Annotated in this window: 17 protein-coding genes; 6 read left to right on the forward strand and 11 right to left on the reverse strand. The window is 59.9% G+C overall.

The window, feature by feature from the left end:
* Window positions 1-15 precede the first annotated feature (15 nt).
* On the forward strand, window positions 16-1,152 hold the full coding sequence (locus tag AC061P_RS00970; RefSeq protein ID WP_449648051.1) for a Gfo/Idh/MocA family protein: 1,137 nt from the start codon (window positions 16-18) through the stop codon (window positions 1,150-1,152).
* Here AC061P_RS00970 and AC061P_RS00975 read toward each other — a convergent pair.
* The 8 genes from AC061P_RS00975 to AC061P_RS01010 all read right to left on the reverse strand — a co-directional run bounded on the left by AC061P_RS00975 (window position 1,117) and on the right by AC061P_RS01010 (window position 10,253).
* Window positions 1,117-2,166 carry a LacI family DNA-binding transcriptional regulator gene (locus tag AC061P_RS00975; protein WP_449648052.1) on the reverse strand — a complete coding sequence of 350 codons (1,050 nt, stop codon included), beginning with the start codon at window positions 2,164-2,166 and terminating at the stop codon, window positions 1,117-1,119. The two genes, AC061P_RS00970 and AC061P_RS00975, sit on opposite strands and share 36 nt — an antisense overlap.
* Window positions 2,167-2,280: 114 nt before the next feature.
* A complete protein-coding gene (gene rhaI / locus AC061P_RS00980) occupies window positions 2,281-3,447 on the reverse strand; it encodes an L-rhamnose isomerase (protein ID WP_449648053.1) in 1,167 nt (388 codons plus the stop codon).
* Window positions 3,448-3,591: 144 nt separating this feature from the next.
* Window positions 3,592-3,945 (reverse strand): L-rhamnose mutarotase, encoded by a 354-nt coding sequence (locus AC061P_RS00985; protein ID WP_480391593.1) that lies wholly within the window; start codon window positions 3,943-3,945, stop codon window positions 3,592-3,594.
* 10 nt (window positions 3,946-3,955) lie between these two features.
* A complete protein-coding gene (locus AC061P_RS00990) occupies window positions 3,956-5,419 on the reverse strand; it encodes an arabinose isomerase (protein ID WP_449648055.1) in 1,464 nt (487 codons plus the stop codon).
* Between the two features lie 100 nt (window positions 5,420-5,519).
* A complete protein-coding gene (rhaS, locus tag AC061P_RS00995) occupies window positions 5,520-6,572 on the reverse strand; it encodes a rhamnose ABC transporter substrate-binding protein (protein ID WP_009773745.1) in 1,053 nt (350 codons plus the stop codon).
* Window positions 6,573-6,602: 30 nt separating this feature from the next.
* On the reverse strand, window positions 6,603-7,649 hold the full coding sequence (locus AC061P_RS01000) for an ABC transporter permease (RefSeq protein ID WP_480391594.1): 1,047 nt from the start codon (window positions 7,647-7,649) through the stop codon (window positions 6,603-6,605).
* A complete protein-coding gene (locus AC061P_RS01005; protein ID WP_449648057.1) occupies window positions 7,642-8,667 on the reverse strand; it encodes an ABC transporter permease in 1,026 nt (341 codons plus the stop codon). Before AC061P_RS01005 ends, AC061P_RS01000 begins: the two co-directional genes overlap by 8 nt.
* Window positions 8,664-10,253 carry a sugar ABC transporter ATP-binding protein gene (locus AC061P_RS01010; RefSeq protein ID WP_449648058.1) on the reverse strand — a complete coding sequence of 530 codons (1,590 nt, stop codon included), beginning with the start codon at window positions 10,251-10,253 and terminating at the stop codon, window positions 8,664-8,666. Before AC061P_RS01010 ends, AC061P_RS01005 begins: the two co-directional genes overlap by 4 nt.
* 281 nt (window positions 10,254-10,534) lie before the next feature.
* Between AC061P_RS01010 and AC061P_RS01015 the strand changes: the two genes are divergently transcribed.
* Complete coding sequence (locus tag AC061P_RS01015; RefSeq protein ID WP_449648216.1) at window positions 10,535-11,557, forward strand: LacI family DNA-binding transcriptional regulator; 1,023 nt, start codon at window positions 10,535-10,537, stop codon at window positions 11,555-11,557.
* On the opposite strand, the gene AC061P_RS01020 is transcribed toward AC061P_RS01015, so the two are convergent.
* Window positions 11,529-12,458 carry an NAD(P)-dependent oxidoreductase gene (locus tag AC061P_RS01020; RefSeq protein WP_449648059.1) on the reverse strand — a complete coding sequence of 310 codons (930 nt, stop codon included), beginning with the start codon at window positions 12,456-12,458 and terminating at the stop codon, window positions 11,529-11,531. The genes AC061P_RS01015 and AC061P_RS01020 overlap by 29 nt on opposite strands.
* Before the next feature lie 88 nt (window positions 12,459-12,546).
* Here AC061P_RS01020 and AC061P_RS01025 point away from each other — a divergent pair, with 88 nt between their 5' ends.
* Complete coding sequence (locus AC061P_RS01025; RefSeq protein ID WP_449648060.1) at window positions 12,547-15,117, forward strand: LuxR C-terminal-related transcriptional regulator; 2,571 nt, start codon at window positions 12,547-12,549, stop codon at window positions 15,115-15,117.
* Between the two features lie 40 nt (window positions 15,118-15,157).
* On the opposite strand, the gene AC061P_RS01030 is transcribed toward AC061P_RS01025, so the two are convergent.
* On the reverse strand, window positions 15,158-15,649 hold the full coding sequence (locus AC061P_RS01030; RefSeq protein ID WP_449648061.1) for a hypothetical protein: 492 nt from the start codon (window positions 15,647-15,649) through the stop codon (window positions 15,158-15,160).
* A gap of 113 nt (window positions 15,650-15,762) precedes the next feature.
* Here AC061P_RS01030 and AC061P_RS01035 point away from each other — a divergent pair, with 113 nt between their 5' ends.
* From AC061P_RS01035 to AC061P_RS01045, 3 genes are all read left to right on the forward strand, one after another.
* Window positions 15,763-16,203, forward strand: coding sequence for a nitroreductase family deazaflavin-dependent oxidoreductase (locus tag AC061P_RS01035; protein WP_449648062.1), 441 nt, complete (start codon window positions 15,763-15,765; stop codon window positions 16,201-16,203).
* A gap of 89 nt (window positions 16,204-16,292) precedes the next feature.
* Complete coding sequence (locus AC061P_RS01040; protein WP_449648063.1) at window positions 16,293-17,651, forward strand: TrkH family potassium uptake protein; 1,359 nt, start codon at window positions 16,293-16,295, stop codon at window positions 17,649-17,651.
* Window positions 17,644-18,342, forward strand: coding sequence for a potassium channel family protein (locus AC061P_RS01045; protein ID WP_449648064.1), 699 nt, complete (start codon window positions 17,644-17,646; stop codon window positions 18,340-18,342). The genes AC061P_RS01040 and AC061P_RS01045 overlap by 8 nt, the downstream gene beginning before the upstream one ends.
* Before the next feature lie 46 nt (window positions 18,343-18,388).
* Here AC061P_RS01045 and AC061P_RS01050 read toward each other — a convergent pair whose 3' ends face one another.
* The gene (locus AC061P_RS01050; RefSeq protein ID WP_449648065.1) at window positions 18,389-19,033 is read right to left on the reverse strand and encodes an alpha/beta hydrolase; all 645 of its coding nucleotides are present in this window, start codon (window positions 19,031-19,033) and stop codon (window positions 18,389-18,391) included.
* Between the last annotated feature and the right edge of the window lie 64 nt (window positions 19,034-19,097).

The following is a 19,097-nucleotide window of genomic DNA, read 5'->3' on the forward strand; positions in this document are numbered from 1 at the left end:
GGAGAGAACACTCGCATGCACAACACAAAGACTAAGACCATAGGAATCGGGCTCATCGGTGATGGGCTCATGGCAAAAGAGCATTCGATGGCGTGGCGAAATGTCCGCGCTGTCTTCGGGGATGTGGGGCTGGAGCCGCGGCTCGTGGTGCTTGTTCATCCCACTCTCGCACGAGCTCAGGCTGCGGCCGAACAGTATGGCTTCGAGCGAGCATCCGACTCGTGGCAGGACGTCGTGAACGATCCTGAAGTCGATGTCATCAATATCGTGACGCCCAACGCGTTTCATGAAGAAGTGGCGATTGCCGCGGCCCGCGCAGGCAAGCATGTCTGGTGCGAGAAGCCTTTAGCCCTGACGGTCGATGGCGCCAAGGCGATGACGGAAGCCGCCGAGGCGGCAGGGATCACAACACAGGTCGGCTTCACGTACCTGCAGAACCCCGGCATCGTCCTCGCGCGCCAGCTCATCGATGCTGGTGAGCTCGGAGAACTCGTCTCGTTCACCGGCTCCTTCAGCGCCGACACGATGATCGATCCCGAGGTGCCCTTCACTTGGCGCACCGACCGTTCACGCGCTGGCGGGGGAGCACTCGGCGATCTCGGTTCACACATGATCTCCATCGCCCGCCACCTCGTGGGCGATGTAGCGCGAGTGAGTGGCATGACCAAGATCGTGGTCCCGGAGCGCACAGACGCGGCCGGCATCCGGCGCACCGTCGACAACGATGACTACGCGCTGTCACTGCTCGAGTTCGCGAATGGAGCCATTGGTTCGCTGCAGGCGAGCCGCGTAGCTGTCGGGCGAGCCTTTGAGGTGTCGTTCACGCTGACCGGCACCACGGGCGTCATCCGTTTCAGTCAACAAGACAGCCATACGCTTGAAGTGTCTTTGAACTCCGATGAACTCAATACTCATGGGTTCCGCACAATAGAACTCGGCCCCGGGCACGGCGATTACGCTGCGCTCTGGCCGATGTCTGGCATCAATATTGGGCTTCACGAACTCAAGATTTTCGAGGTCAAGAAGTTTATCGATGCCATCCTGGCCGGCACCCCGTCATCTCCTGACTTTCGCGAGGCATGGCAGATTCAGAAAGTGATCGACGCGATCGAGAAATCAGACCAACAACGCGTGTGGTGCGACGTTACGTAGCTTCGGTGCAGGTCCGGTGGATGCTCGCACGATGAGCTCCGGCTCGAAGATGACGTGCTCGTGCTCGTGGGCGGCACCCTGCTCGATCTCGTCAAGAATCATCCGCACAGCGGTGCGGCCCAGTTCTTCTCTCGGCTGGCGAACGGTCGTGAGAGGAACGGTGGCGGCGCTGGCCCAGTCGAGGTCGTCAAAGCCGATGAGGGAAATCTCGTTGGGCACCGAGATGCCGTCAAGCACAAACTCTTGAAGCACGCCGAGAGCGAGCATGTCATTGGCGCAGAAGACGGCGGTCGGTCGCTCGTCACGTGGGCGCTCGGCAATGAGGCGGCCGGCGAGACGACCTTCGGCGAACTTCCACGAGGGGACGTCAATGCGTTCAATCTCTGGGCTGGTGAGGCCGGCAGTGCTCACAGCATCCCGAAGACCGTCGAAACGTTGGTCGACTTGGCGTGAGATTTCGGAACCGCCAACAAAAGCGATTCGTGTGTGGCCGAGATTCAGAAGATGCTCGCCTGCGAGTTTTCCGCCGGCAAAGTCGTCGGTGGCCAGCGAGCAGCACGGTCGGTCCCCCGAAATGCGGTCGACGTATACGACAGGGACACCGCGCTCGATGAGTTCTTCGAGTCGCGGATTGCGCTCATCCACGGGAGTGATCATGATGCCATGGACGCGCTGCTGAACGAGCAGATCGAGGTTCTGTTGTTCGCGCGACGGATCTTCGCCGTTGTGCACGATCATCACGCCGACACCGAACTCTTTGGCGGCAGCCTCAGCGCCAAGGGCGACGTCAACGAAGAAGGGGTTTCCCATATCGGCGAGGGCGAAACCGAGCGTGCGCTCGCGTCCTGGCCGGTATTGGCGCGCGTTAGCCACCGGAACGAATTCAAGCTCTTTGATTGAGCTGAGCACCTTCTCGCGGGTAGCAGCATTGACGTAGCTCGGGCGATTGAGTACGTTACTGACCGTACCCGCCGACACTCCCGCGTGCCGTGCTACGTCCCGAATGTTCGCCATCGCGCCTTCCACTGCTTTTGATTCATTGAACCAAACCAAATGCAAGCGTACACCCCATTAATGCTGGCCGCGGGCTAGTTGTCCCGCTGGGGTAGACAGCGTGATGTAGAGCGCTTAGGCTCCCCAGCCGGCCTGAACGCCACCGACCCGGTCTTCGGCGATCTTCTGCTGATAACCGGATGCCGCATAGGCCGCCATGGGGTCAGCGGGAAGTCCCCGCGACTCGCGCCACGTGGCGAGGTCCCCGCGCACATCGGTGTAGAACGCATCCATCATGATCGCGTTGGCTCCGAGTACATCGCCAGCGTTCTGCGCTGCGGTGAGAGCATCCGAGTCGACAAGAAGTGCACGGGCAGTCATTTCTTGAACGTTGAGCACCGACCGCATCTGGCCGGGAATCTTGTCTTCAACGTTGTGGCACTGGTCGAGCATGAACGCCACGCCGCTGTCGGCGCCGTAGCCGCCGCCGCGAACAACCTCGTACAGGATGCGGAACAACTGGAAGGGATCGGCCGCGCCGACGATCAGGTCGTCGTCGGCATAGAAGCGCGAGTTGAAGTCGAACGAGCCGAGCTTGCCGAGGCGCAGCAACTGCATCACGATGAACTCGATGTTGGTTCCTGGCGCATGGTGGCCGGTGTCGAGGCACACGAGAGCGCGCTCGCCGAGGGCCGCTACTTGTGCATAGCTGGTACCCCAGTCCGGCACATCCATGTGGTAAAAAGCGGGCTCAAAGAACTTGTACTCGAGCACCATGCGCTGCTCTTCGCCGAGGCGGTCATAGATCTTTTGCAGTGATTCGGCGAGGCGATCCTGACGCCCGCGGATGTCGGCTTGGCCGGGGTAGTTCGATCCGTCGGCGAGCCAAATCTTGAGGTCGCGGGATCCTGTCTTGTGCATGATGTCGATGCACTCGAAGTGGTGATCGATCGCCTTCTGGCGAATCGCGGGGTCAACGTGGGTGAGCGAACCAAATTTGTAGTCGTCGTCCTGGAACGTGTTTGAGTTCACGGTTCCGAGTTCAACGCCGTGTTCGTTCGCGAACGTGCTCAGTGCGCTGTAGTCGTCGACCTTGTCCCATGGGATGTGAAGGGCAACTGACGGGGCGAGTGCCGTGTACTTGTGAACCTGGGCGGCATCCGCAATCTTCTCTTGCGGAGTGCGCGGAGTGCCGGGGGTTCCGAAGACTTTGAATCGCGTTCCGGAGTTGCCGAAAGCCCAGGAGGGAAGTTCGATGGCCTGTTCTTCGAGGCGGGCTGCGATTGAGCTGAATTGCGCCATGGGAATTCTTACTTTCTGCTGGTGGTACGGCTGGTTGTAAAGCCGAGGGATGTTGGGGCGAGGATGTGCTCGCGAAGGTTTCGGGGAAGCGACAAAGTGAATCGATTCAATTCGAGTGTAGACCGAGATTCTAGAGGAGGCAATCTATCCATCTGACCGCCTCCTGCTCGCAGCAAGTTGGTCCTCGAGGTTGAACACTTCTTCCAGAGGAATGAACCCCTCATCCGGCGGAACATCGAGGTCGATAAAGTGGTCGCCCATGATTGCCTGCCATCGAGCATTCACTTCGGTCGCGGCCATTGCACGCTGTGCGGCGGCGAGGTCGTCAGATTCGACGTAGCCGATAAGCATCCCGTCGGCGCGAAGAAAGAGCGAATAGTTGTGCCACCCCGATGTTGCTAGCGCCTCAAGCATTTCCGGCCAGACAGCGGCATGTGCGACCTTGTATTCCTCGATGTGGTCGGGCTTCACTTGCAGTTGAAAGCAATAGCGGTTCACGGATGCACCCCTAACGCCACTTCGGAAGGTCGGCCATATCGACGTGACGGTGCTCGATGCCGAGCAAGCTCGCGGCGGCGTGAATGTCGCCAGCAACATGGCCAACGCAGAGAGCCCAGTGGTGACCGATGCCGGTCTGCGACCACTCATCGACCCACTCACCAGGGTCGCCGCCGAAACTCACGCGCGACGTAGTATTACCGATCTCCAAGAGTGGCCCAGGAGTTACGGTTCCCTCGCTAGTGATGAACGTGTAGCTGCCATCACGATCCTGTCCGATTCCGAATGTGGTGACCGGCCCCTGCTGCACGTCAAACTCAACGGACACGCCGTAGCCTCGTTTGCCGTGGTAAACGCCAAGGCCGCGTAGCAGCGGATCGCGCTCCGAAACGGCGAGGTGCGCTGGCCCATCGTGGCCCATCTCCACAACGTCGTCAAAGAAGTTGAGCGCCTGAATCTCTGTGAACGAACCTCCAGCACCGATGGTGTGGGCTGCAAGCATCGCCAAGCTAGTGCGTAACTCGTATTCACCAACGAACGGGATGCCGCGTGCGGTCAGCAGCGATGAGCCAAGAATCATGCCAGCGCCGAGGCGCTCGTGTAGTTCACCATTGAGGCCGCGGTGGTAGTACGCGGCAGAGTCGAGGTCAAAGTCGTCTACCAGTCGATCGAGTCCGACGCTCACTTTGGCGCCCCAGGCGAAATCTTCCTCGCGTACCGACTCATCGAGAGTGAACAGCTTGCGGGCCAGGTTCATGCGCTCGGTGACTTGGGCATCGGTTACTTCGTCAACGCGAACCCGAAGGTCATCGAATTCGAGCACTTCCACGTGTGAACCAAATTGGCTGGAGACGAGGGTGAGGTCGGTCGAGACGTCGAGCATTCCCGGGTAGACGTGGCCCATGAGGCCGTGGCGTGCGTGGCGAAGAGTAGCGCGCACCTTGGCCGCATTTACCCAACGGTTGATGCGTGCCCAAGCCCGTTCATCCTTCAGGTGGCCTGAAACGCTGCGGAACTCGATGCCAGCGCGCTTGAAAACGTTCGCGACCTCGGGCACAGGGCACTGGCCGCAGTACGCGAGCCACTTGCCGGTGTCGAAGTTGGCGTGGTCCATCGCTTCAGTGGGCTGGAGATCAATGACGAGCACCGGAGTCTTCGCGCGCTGCGCAATCGGAAGAACCATGGATGCCGTGAGGTAGGTGGTCAGGAAAATGACGATGAGATCGCAGTCAGCACGACGCAGCTTCTCTGCCGCGACGGTGGCCTCTTGGGCATCCGAAATGAACCCAACATCAATGACTTCAGCGTCGAGAGCGGTGAACCGGTCGGTGACGTACTTGCTCGACTCCTGAAGCTGGGGGAGGAGCGCGGGAAACTGTGGCCAGTAGGCGGCGAGTCCGCCGGCGACGAGGCCGATGCGGGTGGCGCGCCGAGTCTTTGAGGGAAGCAGCTCTGAAGCTGGAGTAAGGGACATCATTGGCTCCGAAAATCTGAGGCTGGTGGCTGGTGGCTGGTAGTGAGGGTGTGGATACCCGGGCCGGCTCGTGAGCAAGCCCGGGTATCTGAGCGACTAGTTAGAAGTCGTATTCGTCGATGTTGTCTGCGTTGAAACGCGTGGGCGGTCCAACGATGGCAACGCCGTTCGCGCCAACGGTGATCTCGCCCATGTCGCCAGCGTCGAAGGTGTCACCCTCGGCGCCCGTGATGGTTCCGTCAACGAGAGCCTTGCCAGCGAATGCTGCAACATAGCCGAGCTGTGCCGGGTCCCAAAGTGCGAATTCCTGAACGGTTCCGTCCTTGACGAACTCGCGCATCTCGTTCGGGAGTCCAAGACCGGTCAGTGCGACCTTGCCCTTGTAGTCCGAGGTCGAGAGGTACTTTGCTGCTGCAGCGATACCAACGGTCGTGGGCGAAATGATGCCCGCGAGGTCGGGGTATGACGAGAGCAGGCCCTGAGTTTCCTGGAAGGACTTGTCTGCGTCGTCGTCGCCGTAGACCTTAGCGACGAGCTTGATGTCTGCGTAGTCAGGGTTCGACTCGAGCTCTTCTTCCATGAACTTGATCCACTCGTTCTGGTTCGTTGCCGTTGCCGTTGCTGACAGGATGGCGATCTCACCGGATCCACCGATCTGCTCGGAGATGATCTCGAGCTGAATCAGTGCGACGTCCTTGGCAACAACCTGGCTAATGAAGATGTCGCGGTAGTCGGGGTTGGTGTCGGAGTCGAAGGCAACAATCTTTGCGCCAGCTTCGCGAGCTGTCTGAAGTGCCGGGCCAACGGCGTCGGGGTCGTTAGCCGCGATCACGATGACCTTCGTGCCCTGCTGGGTTGCCTGCTCGATAAAGGGGATCTGTGCACTGGCGCTGGCCTCAAGGGGTCCGAGGACCTCTGAGTCGTAGCCGATTGCGGCAGCACCCTCTTCGCCTCCGCCGAGAACGACGTCGGTGTAGGGGTTGTTGAGCTGCTTGGGCAAGAACGCAATGGTACCGGCGCTGTCTCCGCCGCCGTCGCCACTGTCGCCGCCGTTAGTTGCAGCGCAACCGGTTGCGGCGAGGGCCACTACCGTTGCAATCGCAGCGATGGAGCCGATACGGCCGCCTCGGCTGCTCGTGGAAAACAACTTCATTGTTCTTCCTTTCGTAAAGACGCCTGGTGCTTAGGCGCGGGTTATTCCGGGGGCGTTCTGCTCCTGGACTTCTCGGTGCAGCCGGTTCAACCGGATGCGTTCTTTGCCCCACGCGATAACGCTGGGGGCCACGACGGAGAGCACGAGCAATCCGCCGGTGACAATGATGAGTGCCGTCTCCGGCACCTTGGCGAGCCGAAGCGCGTAGGTGAGTGTTCCGATGAGAAGCACACCGCCAACGACGCCAGGAATGTTTCCCTTGCCGCCGAATATCGAGACACCACCGAGCAGGACAGCAGCGATGACGCTGAGCTCAAGGCCGGTTCCGTTGTCTGGACCGGCGCTTGCCAGCCGCAGGGTGAGGAAGACGCCAACCATCGACGAGACGATGCCGGTGGCAACGAACATCCAGAACTTGGCATGACCAACTCTCACTCCCACAAAAGTCGCAGCCTGCGGGCTGTACCCGAGGGCGTAGAGGCCACGCCCGAAAGGAGTGAAGTGCAGTAGTACCGCGAAGAACGCGATCACTATCAACGCGAAAATCATCATGACCGGGATGCCGGTGTTGCCAATCTTCGAAAGCACGAATGCGTTCAGTTCCTTGGGGAAACTCGCGACCTTCTGGTCGCCAATCACGACGAGCGCGAGCCCACGGTAGAGGGCGAGGGTTCCGATCGTCACGGCTAGGGATGGCAAGCCGAGGGTGGTGATCAGGAAGCCATTGAAAGCTCCGCACAACACACCAACCAGCAGTGAGAGTGCCATGACCGTTCCGATATCTAATCCGCTATCGCGCCACAGTACGCCCATCGTGGCGCTCGTAAGGCCGGCCGTTGAAGCCACAGAAAGGTCGATCTCCCCGGAGACGATAACCAACGCCATCGGCATTGCGATGAGCAAGATGGGAAGCACTTGAATGAGCAAGAAGCCCACGGTGAGGGTCGAGGCAAAGTAGTTCACCGTGACCATCGAAATGATGACGACCGTGATCAGGATGTAGAAGATTACGGCGTCATAGCCAATGAGGCGGCGGCTCAACTGGCCCCGTGAAGTAGCGGTCATCGTCTTAGACATCTTTTGCCTCATTCACTCGCAGCTTGCGGGCTCTTCGCAGCGATACGACTCGATCGATGATGATGGCGGCGAGGATGAGCACACCCACGATCGCCTGCTGCCAAAACTTGTCGACGCGGGTGGCCGTGAGCGCACCAGTAATGGTGGAGAGCAGCACGGCGCCGATCGCAGCACCGGCGACGGTTCCCGAACCACCGAAGATCGCGACGCCACCGACGACGACCGCGGCTACGACATCCAATTCGATTCCGGAACCGGTGAGCGCTCCGACCGAGTTGTAGCGAGAGGCATACAGAACACCGGCGAGGCCAGTGAGTGCACCACACGCGATGAACGCGCTCAGCACTCGACCGCCGACGGGGATGCCGAACAGGCGGGCCGCATCCGGGTCTGAGCCGATTGCGTACAGGTCACGACCGCTTCGGACCGAGCTCATGAACATCGCAACGGCCACCGTAATGACGACCGCGATGATCGTGATGATCGGGATGCCGACAAGAGTGTCGACCGAGAGGTTGCCGAACGCTTGGGGATTGTCACCGGAGAAGAACTGTTTCGACCCGGCCCAGCTCGACAGCACTCCTCGGAAAATGTAGAGGGTGCCGAGGGTGATCACCAGTGCAGGCACTTTGGCTGAGGTAACCAACATGCCGTTGATTGACCCGAGGAGTCCACCGAAGATCATGCCGATCATGAACACCAGCACAAGGGGAATGGTCGGGAACATATCGAAGACGGTTCCTGTGCCGAAGGCAACGAGCCCCAGGATGGCACCGACGGAAAGGTCAACGTTGCGGGTGATGATGACGAGTGCCTGAGCGACAGCCAGGATCACCATGATCGTCGCGTTGAGCATCAAGTCCTTGGTGCTCTGCGGCGAGAGAAAGCGCGGGTTGATGATGTAGGTCACCACAATGAGCGCAATAAGGGCGCCGGCGACGGGGATCTCGCGGGCGGTGAAGAAACGCTTGAGGGCGTTGCTTCGCGGCATGGCCGGTGCGTGGGTCACGGTGCTCACTCGCCCGCCTCCAATTCAGTGCTCAGTTCTTCGTCGGTCTGTTCCAGGTGCAGTGCTTCGCGACTGCCCGTGGCAGCCTGCATGACCCGTTCTGCTGTCGCGTCAGCGCGACTGAGTTCTGCCGTGATGCGGCCTTCGTGCATGACGAGAACGCGGTCAGCCATCCCGAGCACTTCTGGCAGTTCGGAGGAGATCATGAGGATCGCAATACCGCGGCCCGCAAGATCAGAGATGAGACGGTGCACTTCTGCCTTGGTTCCGACGTCGATCCCTCGAGTGGGTTCATCGACGATGAGGAGTTTCGGGTCGGTGGCAAGCCACTTAGCGAGCACGACCTTCTGTTGGTTTCCTCCCGAGAGGGTAGAAACGGGCAGATCTTGCGAACCAGTTTTCACCTGAAGGCGCTGCGACCAGTCTTCGGCGGCGGCGCGTTCGCGTCGGCCGGAGATGATTCCAAAACGTGCAAGTGAGTGGCGGAGGGTCAGGGTGACATTTCGTGCAACGGAGAGATCGAGCACCAATCCCTGTTTACGGCGATCCTCGGGTACGAATCCGATTCCTGCGGCGATCGCGTCCCTTGGGCTGTGTGCTTTCAGCGCCGTGCCGCTGATGCTCACGCTTCCCGTTTCATACGGGTCAATCCCGAATACGGCGCGGGCAACTTCAGTGCGTCCGGCACCGACGAGGCCCGAGAGGGCGACGATCTCACCAGCGCGAATCTCAAAGTCGATTCCGGTGAACGTGCCGGCGCTGTTGAGGCCGTCAACTTTGAGCACGACGTCACCGATCTCGGCGTCTTGCTTGGGGAATAGATCACCAAGCTCCCGGCCGACCATCTCTTTGACGATTGCCGGAACCGTGACTTCAGCGGTGTTGTGAACCTGAATATAGCGGCCGTCACGCATGACTGTGATGCGGTCGCTGAGTCCGAAGACCTCTTCGAAGCGGTGCGAGATGAACAGGATGCCCGCGCCTTTTTCCCGTAGCGCGCGAGCGACAGTGAAAAGGCGTTCTACTTCAACACCGGAGAGTGCCGCTGTTGGCTCGTCCATGACGAGAACGTTGGCGTCGAGCGAGATTGCTTTGGCAATCTCGATGATCTGCTGATCGGCGATAGAAAGTCCATCAGCGATGCGATCGGGATCAATAGGAACTCCGAGAGTGGTGAAGAGTTCGGCCGCACGTCGACGCATCTCGCCGCGGCTGATGAGTCCAGCGCGACCCTTGGGCTGGCGGCCGATGAAGATATTCTCGGCGACGGTGAGGTCGGGGAATAGCGTCGGTTCTTGGTAGATGACCGATATGCCGGCCGCTTTACTTTCACTGACGTTGCGAAAGTGCGCCGGCTTTCCTTCGACCAGAAACTCGCCGCCATCGGGGGAGTGAACTCCGGCGAGGATCTTTACGAGGGTGGACTTGCCTGCGCCGTTCTCTCCGACGAGAGCATGGATCTCGCCCGGAAGGATCTCGATGGTGCCATCCGCAAGCGCGATCACGGGGCCGAAAGTCTTGGATGCGCCCCTGAGGCTGAGCGCGGGGGTGCGGGCGGCGTGTGATGCCGGTGCCGTTTCTGCTGCAGTCGCCATTGAACTGTGGTGCCTCCGCGTTGAGTCATTGCTGTGGGTGACGGTGGTCGAATCACCTGGCTGGAAACTACAACCGCCAATTGAATCGATAAAATCGACCGTGCGTGAACGATACGACGATGTATTGGGGTCCGTCAAGTCCCACAGCGGCACTCTGCCCGCTAAACTTGCCCTCGATGAATGAATCGTTACACTTTTGTCCTTAGACTCGTATTGAGTCGAGAATTCGTCTTGTCCTCATCCGCTGCCCAACGTCGGGCCGAGAAACTCTGGTTGTGTCTATGTCAACGCCGAGCGTGCATGATGTCGCAAAGAGCGCTGGCGTATCCGTCGGCACCGTCTCAAACGTGCTCAACCACCCCCACAAAGTCTCGCCATCGACCGTTGAACGCGTGCAGAACGCGATTGAAGTACTCGGGTTCATCCGCAACGATGCCGCCCGCCAACTGCGGGTCGGTCACAGTCAAACCATCGGTCTCGTCGTGCTCGACGTGCGCAACCCGTTCTTCACAGATATTGCTCGCGGTGCGGAAGATAAAGCCGCCGAGGGCGGACTGACTGTCACTCTCGGAAACAGTGACGAAAGCATCGAGCGCGAAGCGAAGTACCTTGATCTGTTCGAACAGCAGCGTGTCTACGGGATGCTTATTTCGCCGTACGGTGACATCACCGACCGGCTCGAATCCATGCGAAAACGCGGAATCCCGGCAGTGCTCGTTGACCGTGAGAGCCCCAACTCGACATTTAGCTCGGTCTCCGTCGACGACATCGTCGGTGGCAAACTGGCAGCAACCCACCTCCTTGAAACGGGCCGCCGTCGCATCGCTTTTGTCGGAGGGCCCATGGCGATCCGCCAAGTTTCCGACCGACTCACGGGCGCCAGAGAGGCAATTGAGAAGGTGCACGGAGCGAGCATTGAAGTTATCGAAATCGATGCGCTCAGCGTCATCGCCGGCCGGGCGGCAGGAGCAAAAATCGTTGCTCGCTCGCCGGCAGAGCGCCCCGATGCCATTTTTGCCGCCAACGACCTCGTCGCCATGGGAGTGCTGCAAGCACTCCTCATGAACGGCAATTCGACCCCGTCGATCCGGGTGCCAGAAGACATCGCCCTCATGGGCTATGACGACATCGACTTCGCCAGCGCGGCCGTCGTTCCGCTCTCATCCATCAGTCAACCGAGTGCTCAAATGGGTCAAACGGCCGTCGAGATCCTTCTCAACGAAGCAGCAAACCCCGATGCTGACCGGCGTCAGGTGGTCTTCGCGCCCAAGTTGGTCATCCGTGAATCGACTGCGCCGCGATAACCACATGCGCTAGGGGCTCGCCAGCGAGCAGCCGGCGGGCTTGCTCTCGAACCACGGCATCCACTCGGCCATACATCGCAGAGGTGTAGCCGCCAATGTGGGGCGTAATGGTGATGCCGGGGGTCGACCACAGCGGGTGATCGCTGGGTAGCGGTTCGGGGTCGGTGACGTCGAGAGCAGCACGAATGCGTCCAGCGGATGCCGCAGCCACGAGTGCATCCGTGTCAACAATTTTGCCTCGAGATACATTCAGGAGCAGTGCCCCTGGCTTCATCGTGGCAAGGAATTCCGCATCGATGAGGGAGGTGGTCTCGTCGCTGAGAGGCACGGCGATTGCGACAACATCGGCTTTCGCGAGGAGCGATGGCAGGGCATCCATCGACTGGACGGCACCACGGGCGTCGCTGCGGTTGGTGCGGGCGACCCTCACGACGTTGGCCTCGAAAGGGGCGAGCTTGTCTGCGATCTGGTTACCAACACCACCGGCGCCGACAATGACCACTGTCGTGCCAGCAACGCCGATGAACTCGTGCTGGTTCCACGTGCCGGTCTGCTGGTTGGCGAAGTGTTCAGGAAACCCGCGTTGTTCAGAAATAATCAGGCCAACCGCGAGCTCAGCGGTAGATGCTTCATGCACGCCGACGGCGTTGCAGTACGTGATTCCGGCGGGCAGTTTGGCAGCAACGCCGTCGTAGCCGAGTGATTGCGACTGCAGCGCGGCAACATCGAGTCCCGCGAATTTCTGCAGGTCATCCGCCGAGCGGAGGTAGCCGAGAACAGCCAAGTCAACGTGCTGCGGTGGCGGGCCGTCGTTGGCACCCCACACGATCAGGTTAACGTCGGGCAGTTGCGGGGCAAGCCGGTCGCACATCTGCTGGTCGGGGAGAGCAATGGTGAACATGATGCGTTCCAGACTAGCTATCCCTCCGGCTACGCCCTCCCACTATGCTGTGCGCCACGAGTATTCATTCGGCCGTGAAGGGACGTGCATGGTGCGATGGCCTGTAGTTCCCCGGGAAGTTGAGCGGGATGCTGTGCTGAGTGCCCTTCGTGGTGCCCGATCGCGATCGGTAATGTTGCGTGGACCAAGCGGCGTTGGCAAGACCACATTGGGCGCCCACATCGCGCAAGCGTTGCGCTCTGACGGGCGCACGATCGTGCCCGTTGTCGGTCTCGCCGAACTCACCGAAATACCTTTAGGGGCCCTCGCGCCGGTTCTTGCCAGTTCTGGCAGAGTCGATCTGGAAAGTGTGAGCGACCGCGTTCAAGCCCTCGTAGCGGTAGTGGGAGAGAACCCATCACAGTTCGTCCTCGTGATCGACGATGCGCCATTACTGGACGCCGTCTCGGCCGGTGTGCTTTACCAACTCGTGCGCGTCTTCGGCGTCACCACCCTGCTCACCGCCCGCGACTCTCACGACGTTTCCGGCCCCCTGGCGCGCCTACTGCACGAGAACCTCATCGATATCGTTGACCTCGAAGGCTTGAGCCTCGAACACAGCCAATCGATCCTCCAACAGTATTTGGGCGGCACACTGCGCCCTGAGAGTCTGCGAGCCCTCTTCGAGGCGAGCCGCGGCAACCCACTGATGCTGCGCGAACTGATCTTTGCGGCGACGCGAGCCGGCGGCATCCATAGCGGAGACTTTGGTGTTGAGGTTTCGGTCGCCGCCCTACCCAAACATGTGCGGGCGACGATCGCTGAGCGTCTCTTGCAGTTGAGCGTTGACGAGAGACGATTGGCTCGACTGATTGCCATTGCGCAGCCCATCCCGCTCGCCGCTATCCGTGCAGACGAATCTGATGTGCTCGCGCGACTCAGAGTGGAGGGTGTCGTTGAAGAGACTCGCGACGATGCGATCCCGTCTGTGCGACTCGCACATCCATTGTTCGCTGAAACTCTCGTCGGAGAACTTTCGCGGGCAGAGCGCGCAGAAATAATCCTCGAAGTTGCGGCACGGTTGACACCGATGGGGGATCAGCAACTGCGCTTCACGGCAACAGTGCTGCTGACCTCGACCGAAGCTCACATCAGTGATGATGAGTTGGATTGGGCTGCCAACTATGCGCATGCGGCCGGTGACCACACCATGGCAGCGATGCTGGCGGAGCGAGCCCAGGCAGCAGGGCGGCGCTTCGCCCCCGAGTTGGTATTGGGCAGTGCGCTGTCTGCGCTCGCGGAATCCGAACGATCCTCGCAGGTGTTTGAATCAGCGATTGATTTAGCCGCTGCCGATGAGGAGCGTGCGATTGCCCTCGCCAGATGGGGGCAACATGTGGCGTACCGTTTGGCTCGCCCGGCCGAAGCTGTGGAGAGAGTTCACGCTGAACTGAGCCGTCTGGATGCGCGGGGCCAGGCGATACTTCGCCCTGAGCTGGCCAAATGGCAACTGATGACCGGTGACGCCACTGCCCTCATTGACGTAGCGGATGCGGAAATGGCCGAGACAGGGGTTGGGGCGGTAAATGCAGGATTGACTGCCGCAATGATCGCGACCATGTCTGGTCACCCAGCCGAAGCATTTCAGGCCATTAGTCACACGCGGCCCTTAGCCGATGCGTTCCGGTTTGAAGCGCCATTCGCTGACGCACTGCTCGACCTCTCAGAGTTTCTTGCTCTCGTTGCTTCCGCCGAGATCGGGCGGGCTAGCGAATTTGCGGCTCAGCGTAGGCTCGATCGCTTTGCGGATTCGGCAGGCGTGTGGTCCTACGCTCTCGCGATCGTTCACTTGCACGCGGGCAAATTGAATGACGCAAACGCGCTCGCGGCCCTCGCCGTTGAACAATTGCGGTGGCGTGACTTCACTGGTCTCCTAGGCACCGCCACTGCGCTTCACGCCACCATCGAGGCGCAGCGTGGCGACCCAGAGGCCGCACGACAGTTGCTTGCTCAGATCGCGACCGAACATGCTGGCGACGCCAAAGTAATTCTCCAGCGTGCGGAGTGTGAAGCGTGGATCCTTGCTGGCGAAGGGCGCCACGAGGAAGGTGCAGCGGTCATCATCGCTGCAGTCGCCGAAGGCATCACCCTTGGCCACTTCCTGCTGAGCGCACTTACTCTCACCGTCGCACTGCGTCTCGGTCAGGCAGCTGCCGCGAGCGATCAACTGCAATTGCTCACCCAGTTGTCTCCAGCACCACTGGTGGCCCGCATCCACGAGTGGGGTGAAGCGGTGATTGCGGGGAATATTGCCACACTGTGTGATCTCGCACCCGCGCTCGCTGAGGCTGGTGTGGCAGCGCTCGCCGTGGATGGTTTGCTCACGGCAGCTCGCAACACCGCGAAGAATGGCAAACAAGAGTTGCAGCGCAAGGCCACTCTGTTGGCCAGCCGCCTTGCCGCCGACATGGATTATGTGGCTACCGAGAATGGTGGCGACGACCTCACTGAACGTGAGTGGATGATCGCCCGTGCAGCTGCTGGCCGTAAACGTAGTCGGGAGATCGGCCAGCAGCTGGGGCTGTCAGTTCGAACCGTGGACAACCATCTCGCTCGTATTTATCGCAAGTTGGGTGTCACCGGCCGAGTTGAGCTTGAGCAGGTTCTCGCAGAGTTGTAGCGGGCTGCACTCCTGCACTCCTGCTCACCTGCGATCGTTCCTATTCTTCGGTGGGGGTCGCAGTGAGGTTGACGGTTGCAGTTCCTTCGTCGTCTTGACCCCAGCTGTATTGAACCGACCACGAATCGCTCTGCAGTCCATAGGCGTAAGCGCCCTCGCCGAGGGAAATCTCGGAGATCACCTCGTAGCCGTTCGCAGTGAACTTCTCGAAGCCTGCCTGTGCTGCCTCCGGGCTGCCGACGGTGACGGTCACGTTGTAACTGCCGCCAACGGCGAGCGAAAGCACAATGTTGCCATCGGGAACCGGCACCTCGTTTGGCCATGAGTCGGGAAGTGAAGCGCCAGTGCCGTTGCCGTCGACGTCAACATCAACTCCGGTCGCGCCTTCAATCACATTCTCTACGGTGCCCTCGACGAGCCCGTTGGCAAGATCTTCGAGAGGGTTGCTGAAACAACCTGAGAGCGACACGGTGATGCCTGTGGCAATAACTAGGGTAATTGCGCTTCTCAGGGCGCGCTGTGATGTGATCATGCACACAGTAAAGCGTGAGCACCAACGGCGGCGCGTGAGTAGAAACTACCTAACTGTGCTTGGCGCGAGGAACGCTGCTGAACCGCTCAGCCAGTCAGGAGTACCGTTAAGGCATGCCATTAACAGGAGAGTACCAACCAAGCACCTCAGAGTGGGCCCGCAATCAGGCCGACACGTTTGAAGCCAGCAACGGCCACGAGGGCAACCTGATGCGGGGGATGCCCGTGATCGTTCTGACCACGGTTGGCGCCAAATCCGGTAAGTTGCGCAAGACCGCGCTCATGCGAGTGGAACACGATGGCAAGTATGCCGTTGTTGCTTCGCTCGGCGGAGCACCGAAGCATCCGGTCTGGTACTACAACATCGTGGCTCAGCCGCACGTTGAACTGCATGATGTTGGCTTCAAGGGCGACTTTATCGCGCGCGAAGTCACCGGTGATGAGAAGGCTCTCTGGTGGGAGCGCGCCGTGGCCGCCTACCCCGACTATGCCGACTACCAGGCAAAGACCGAGCGCGAAATTCCGGTCTTCATTCTCGAGCCATTAGAGGTCTAATTCGCGTTGTGAGCAACGCGTAATCGTCGGCTGACGGTGCGCGGCAAAACAGCGTCACGCCCGGTCTAAAACAGGCGTATCGTATCCCGGTGCACAATATCCTCCGTGGGACGGGTAGTAAGCGAAAACTGGTTCATCCAGCTCAGCTCACTCTTCTCGGGTTTTTGATTGGTATCGCTGCGGGAACGATCCTGCTGGCCTTACCGATTTCGCGTACCGGTCCCGGTGGCGCCAGTCTCGTTGAGGCATTCTTCACTGCCGTTTCTGCCATGTGTGTGACCGGTCATGTGATCGTCGATACCCCCACCTATTGGACGGGTTTCGGCCAGGTCGTCATCATGGTGCTCATTCAAGTGGGTGGGTTCGGTGTGATGACGTTCGCGTCGATCATCGGTATTGCGGTGGTGCGACGTATGTCGCTGCGTTCAAGGATCACTGCTGCCGCCGAAACGAAGAGCGTCGGCTTTGGCGATGTGCGCTCGCTCATTTTGGGCGTGCTCAAGATTTCTCTCATCATCGAGGGTGCTGGCGCGGTTATCCTCTTTTTCTGGTTCTGGTTGCACTACGGCAAAGGATTGGGGGAATCGGCTTGGCTGGCACTCTTCCACGCTGTCTCATCATTTAACAACGCCGGTTTTGCTCTGTTTAGTGACAACATGATGTCGTTCGTCGACGACCCGGTGGTTTCGCTCACGCTCTGTGCCGAAATTATTCTTGGCGGCCTCGGCTTCCCCGTGATCGTGCAATTGTTGCGCTACCGCGGCCAGAGTCTCAAATGGAGCATGAACACCCGGATTGTCGTAGCGGCAACACCTCTGCTTCTGATCGTCGGCACGTTCTACATCTCCCTTATCGAGTGGAACAATCCAGCAACGCTCGGCCCCCTCGACTGGCAAACCAAGATTCTTGCTGGCTTCTTTCAATCGGTTCAAACCCGCACGGCCGGCTTCAACAGCATCGACATCGGAGCCATGAGTGAAGCCACTCAGTTCGGGATGACCGCGCTCATGTTCATCGGCGGTGGTCCAGCAGGTACTGCCGGTGGCATCAAGATCACGACGTTCGCGGTGCTGTTCTTTATTCTTGTTGCCGAGGTGCGCGGCGATGGCGTCGTCAACGTCTTCGGCAAGCGACTGTCGCGCGCGGTGCACCGCCAAGCAATTGCGGTCGTCTTGCTTTCTGTTGGTGTTGTAGCGGCATCCACTGTCACGATCATGCTCATCTCGGGCTTGCCGCTTAGCCCGGTGCTCTTCGAGACGGTTTCTGCATTCGGCACCGTCGGCCTCTCGGAAGGCATCACGCCAGAACTGCCGATTGCAGCCCAACTAATTTTGGCTGTGCTCATGTTTGTTGGCCGACTCGGGCCCATTGGTTTCGCTACCGCGCTTGCTTTGCGCGAACGCGCCGTCATGTATGAACTTCCTAAAGAAAGGCCGATCATTGGTTAAATTGCGCATGTTCTCTGGTTCGGATGCCTCAAGTGTGGCCGCAGCAGATTCGGTTGCGGTGATTGGTTTGGGCCGTTTCGGTCGCGCGCTGGCGCTGGAACTCATGGCGAACGGGACCGAGGTGTTGGGTATAGACGCCGATGAATCCATCGTGCAAGAACTCAATGGTCAACTCACGCATGTGGTGTGCGCAGACTCCACTCGCGAGGAAGTGCTGCAGCAGTTGGCGGTGCCCGAGTTTGACCGCGTCGTTGTGGCGATTGGCAGTGACATTCAGGCGAGCATCCTCACCACTTCGTTGCTGTTGAGGTTCAATGTTGCGCATGTGTGGGCGAAGGCTGTGAGTGATGCGCACGGCACTATTCTCGAGCAGCTCGGGGTGAGCCACGTGATTTATCCGGAGAAAGAGATGGGGCGCCGGGTAGCCCACCTTGTGCGTGGCTCGATGCAGGACTACCTCGAGATCGGTGATGGGTTCTCGCTTGTCAAGATGGCCCCACCAGCCGGAATCGTCGGTAAAACGCTCGGAGAATCCCGAGTGCGTTCTTCCGCCGGGGTCACGATCACAGCAGTGCGACCGCACGGGGGAGCGTGGACCTACACGGACGAGAACACGGTCATCGCGGTGGACGACACAATCCTGGTGTCCGGATCAACCGCCAAAGCGGAAGCCTTCAGCCTGCGTCGCTAGAGCGGCAACGTCGAAGCATTCCCACCGAGGTCTTATTTAGCGAGGGTTAGCGCAGCGAGCTCAACCAGATTTCGCACAGCGACTGCCACGCCTCAGCGGGCGTTCCCTCAGCGAGCCCCAAGCCGTGCTTTCCGTCGGCGAACACGTGCAATTCGTGTCGCACGCCAGCAGCAGCGAGCGCGGCAGCGAGCGGATACGAATGCTCCGCGACCGGAACCGGACCATCGGCGGCAGTGTGCCAGATGAACATTGGCGGAGTTTCTGGGGTTACCAACAACTCAAGCGACGTGTCTTCACGAAGATAATCGTTGGCATCCAGACCAATCAGATTCTCGCGCGACTGGGCATGAGTTGGCGTGACCATGCTGACTACCGGGTAGCCGAGGACGGCGAAATCTGGCCGCTCTTCTGACTTCGCAATGGGGGCAACAGCAGCGTGACCGGCGAGGTGCCCACCGGCCGAGAAACCCAAAACGCCCACGATCGTGGCCCCAGCGGCACGTTCTTTGGCAATTTCAGACTGAATTGCCAGCAACGGGGCCGGATGCTTCGTGGCGACGGGGTAATCAACGACTCGAGCATTCCACCCGATTGATCGCAACCAGCCAGCAATAGGCTCGCGTTCGTGGGGTGCGAGTCGCGCGTACCCTCCGCCGGGGAGAACAAGAATGGTGGGGAGGGTGTGAGGCATTACTTAACTGTAAATTGTGCGCGGCGTTCTACCGTAATCGACCCGCTAGCGAGCGGAAATCGTC

It is taken from the genome of Rhodoglobus sp. G.S.4 (assembly GCF_056619605.1).

Coding starts and splice junctions, on each gene's coding strand:
- AC061P_RS01025 (WP_449648060.1), top strand. CDS start 12,547: ATGGTGCGATGGCCTGTAGTTCCCCGGGAAGTTGAGCGGGATGCTGTG.
- rhaI (WP_449648053.1), bottom strand. CDS start 3,447: ATGGCGCAATTCAGCTCAATCGCAGCCCGCCTCGAAGAACAGGCCATC.
- AC061P_RS00975 (WP_449648052.1), bottom strand. CDS start 2,166: ATGGCGAACATTCGGGACGTAGCACGGCACGCGGGAGTGTCGGCGGGT.
- AC061P_RS01030 (WP_449648061.1), bottom strand. CDS start 15,649: ATGATCACATCACAGCGCGCCCTGAGAAGCGCAATTACCCTAGTTATT.
- AC061P_RS01010 (WP_449648058.1), bottom strand. CDS start 10,253: ATGGCGACTGCAGCAGAAACGGCACCGGCATCACACGCCGCCCGCACC.
- AC061P_RS01050 (WP_449648065.1), bottom strand. CDS start 19,033: ATGCCTCACACCCTCCCCACCATTCTTGTTCTCCCCGGCGGAGGGTAC.
- AC061P_RS01035 (WP_449648062.1), top strand. CDS start 15,763: ATGCCATTAACAGGAGAGTACCAACCAAGCACCTCAGAGTGGGCCCGC.
- AC061P_RS01015 (WP_449648216.1), top strand. CDS start 10,535: ATGTCAACGCCGAGCGTGCATGATGTCGCAAAGAGCGCTGGCGTATCC.
- AC061P_RS00990 (WP_449648055.1), bottom strand. CDS start 5,419: ATGTCCCTTACTCCAGCTTCAGAGCTGCTTCCCTCAAAGACTCGGCGC.
- rhaS (WP_009773745.1), bottom strand. CDS start 6,572: ATGAAGTTGTTTTCCACGAGCAGCCGAGGCGGCCGTATCGGCTCCATC.
- AC061P_RS00970 (WP_449648051.1), top strand. CDS start 16: ATGCACAACACAAAGACTAAGACCATAGGAATCGGGCTCATCGGTGAT.
- AC061P_RS01020 (WP_449648059.1), bottom strand. CDS start 12,458: ATGTTCACCATTGCTCTCCCCGACCAGCAGATGTGCGACCGGCTTGCC.
- AC061P_RS01000 (WP_480391594.1), bottom strand. CDS start 7,649: ATGTCTAAGACGATGACCGCTACTTCACGGGGCCAGTTGAGCCGCCGC.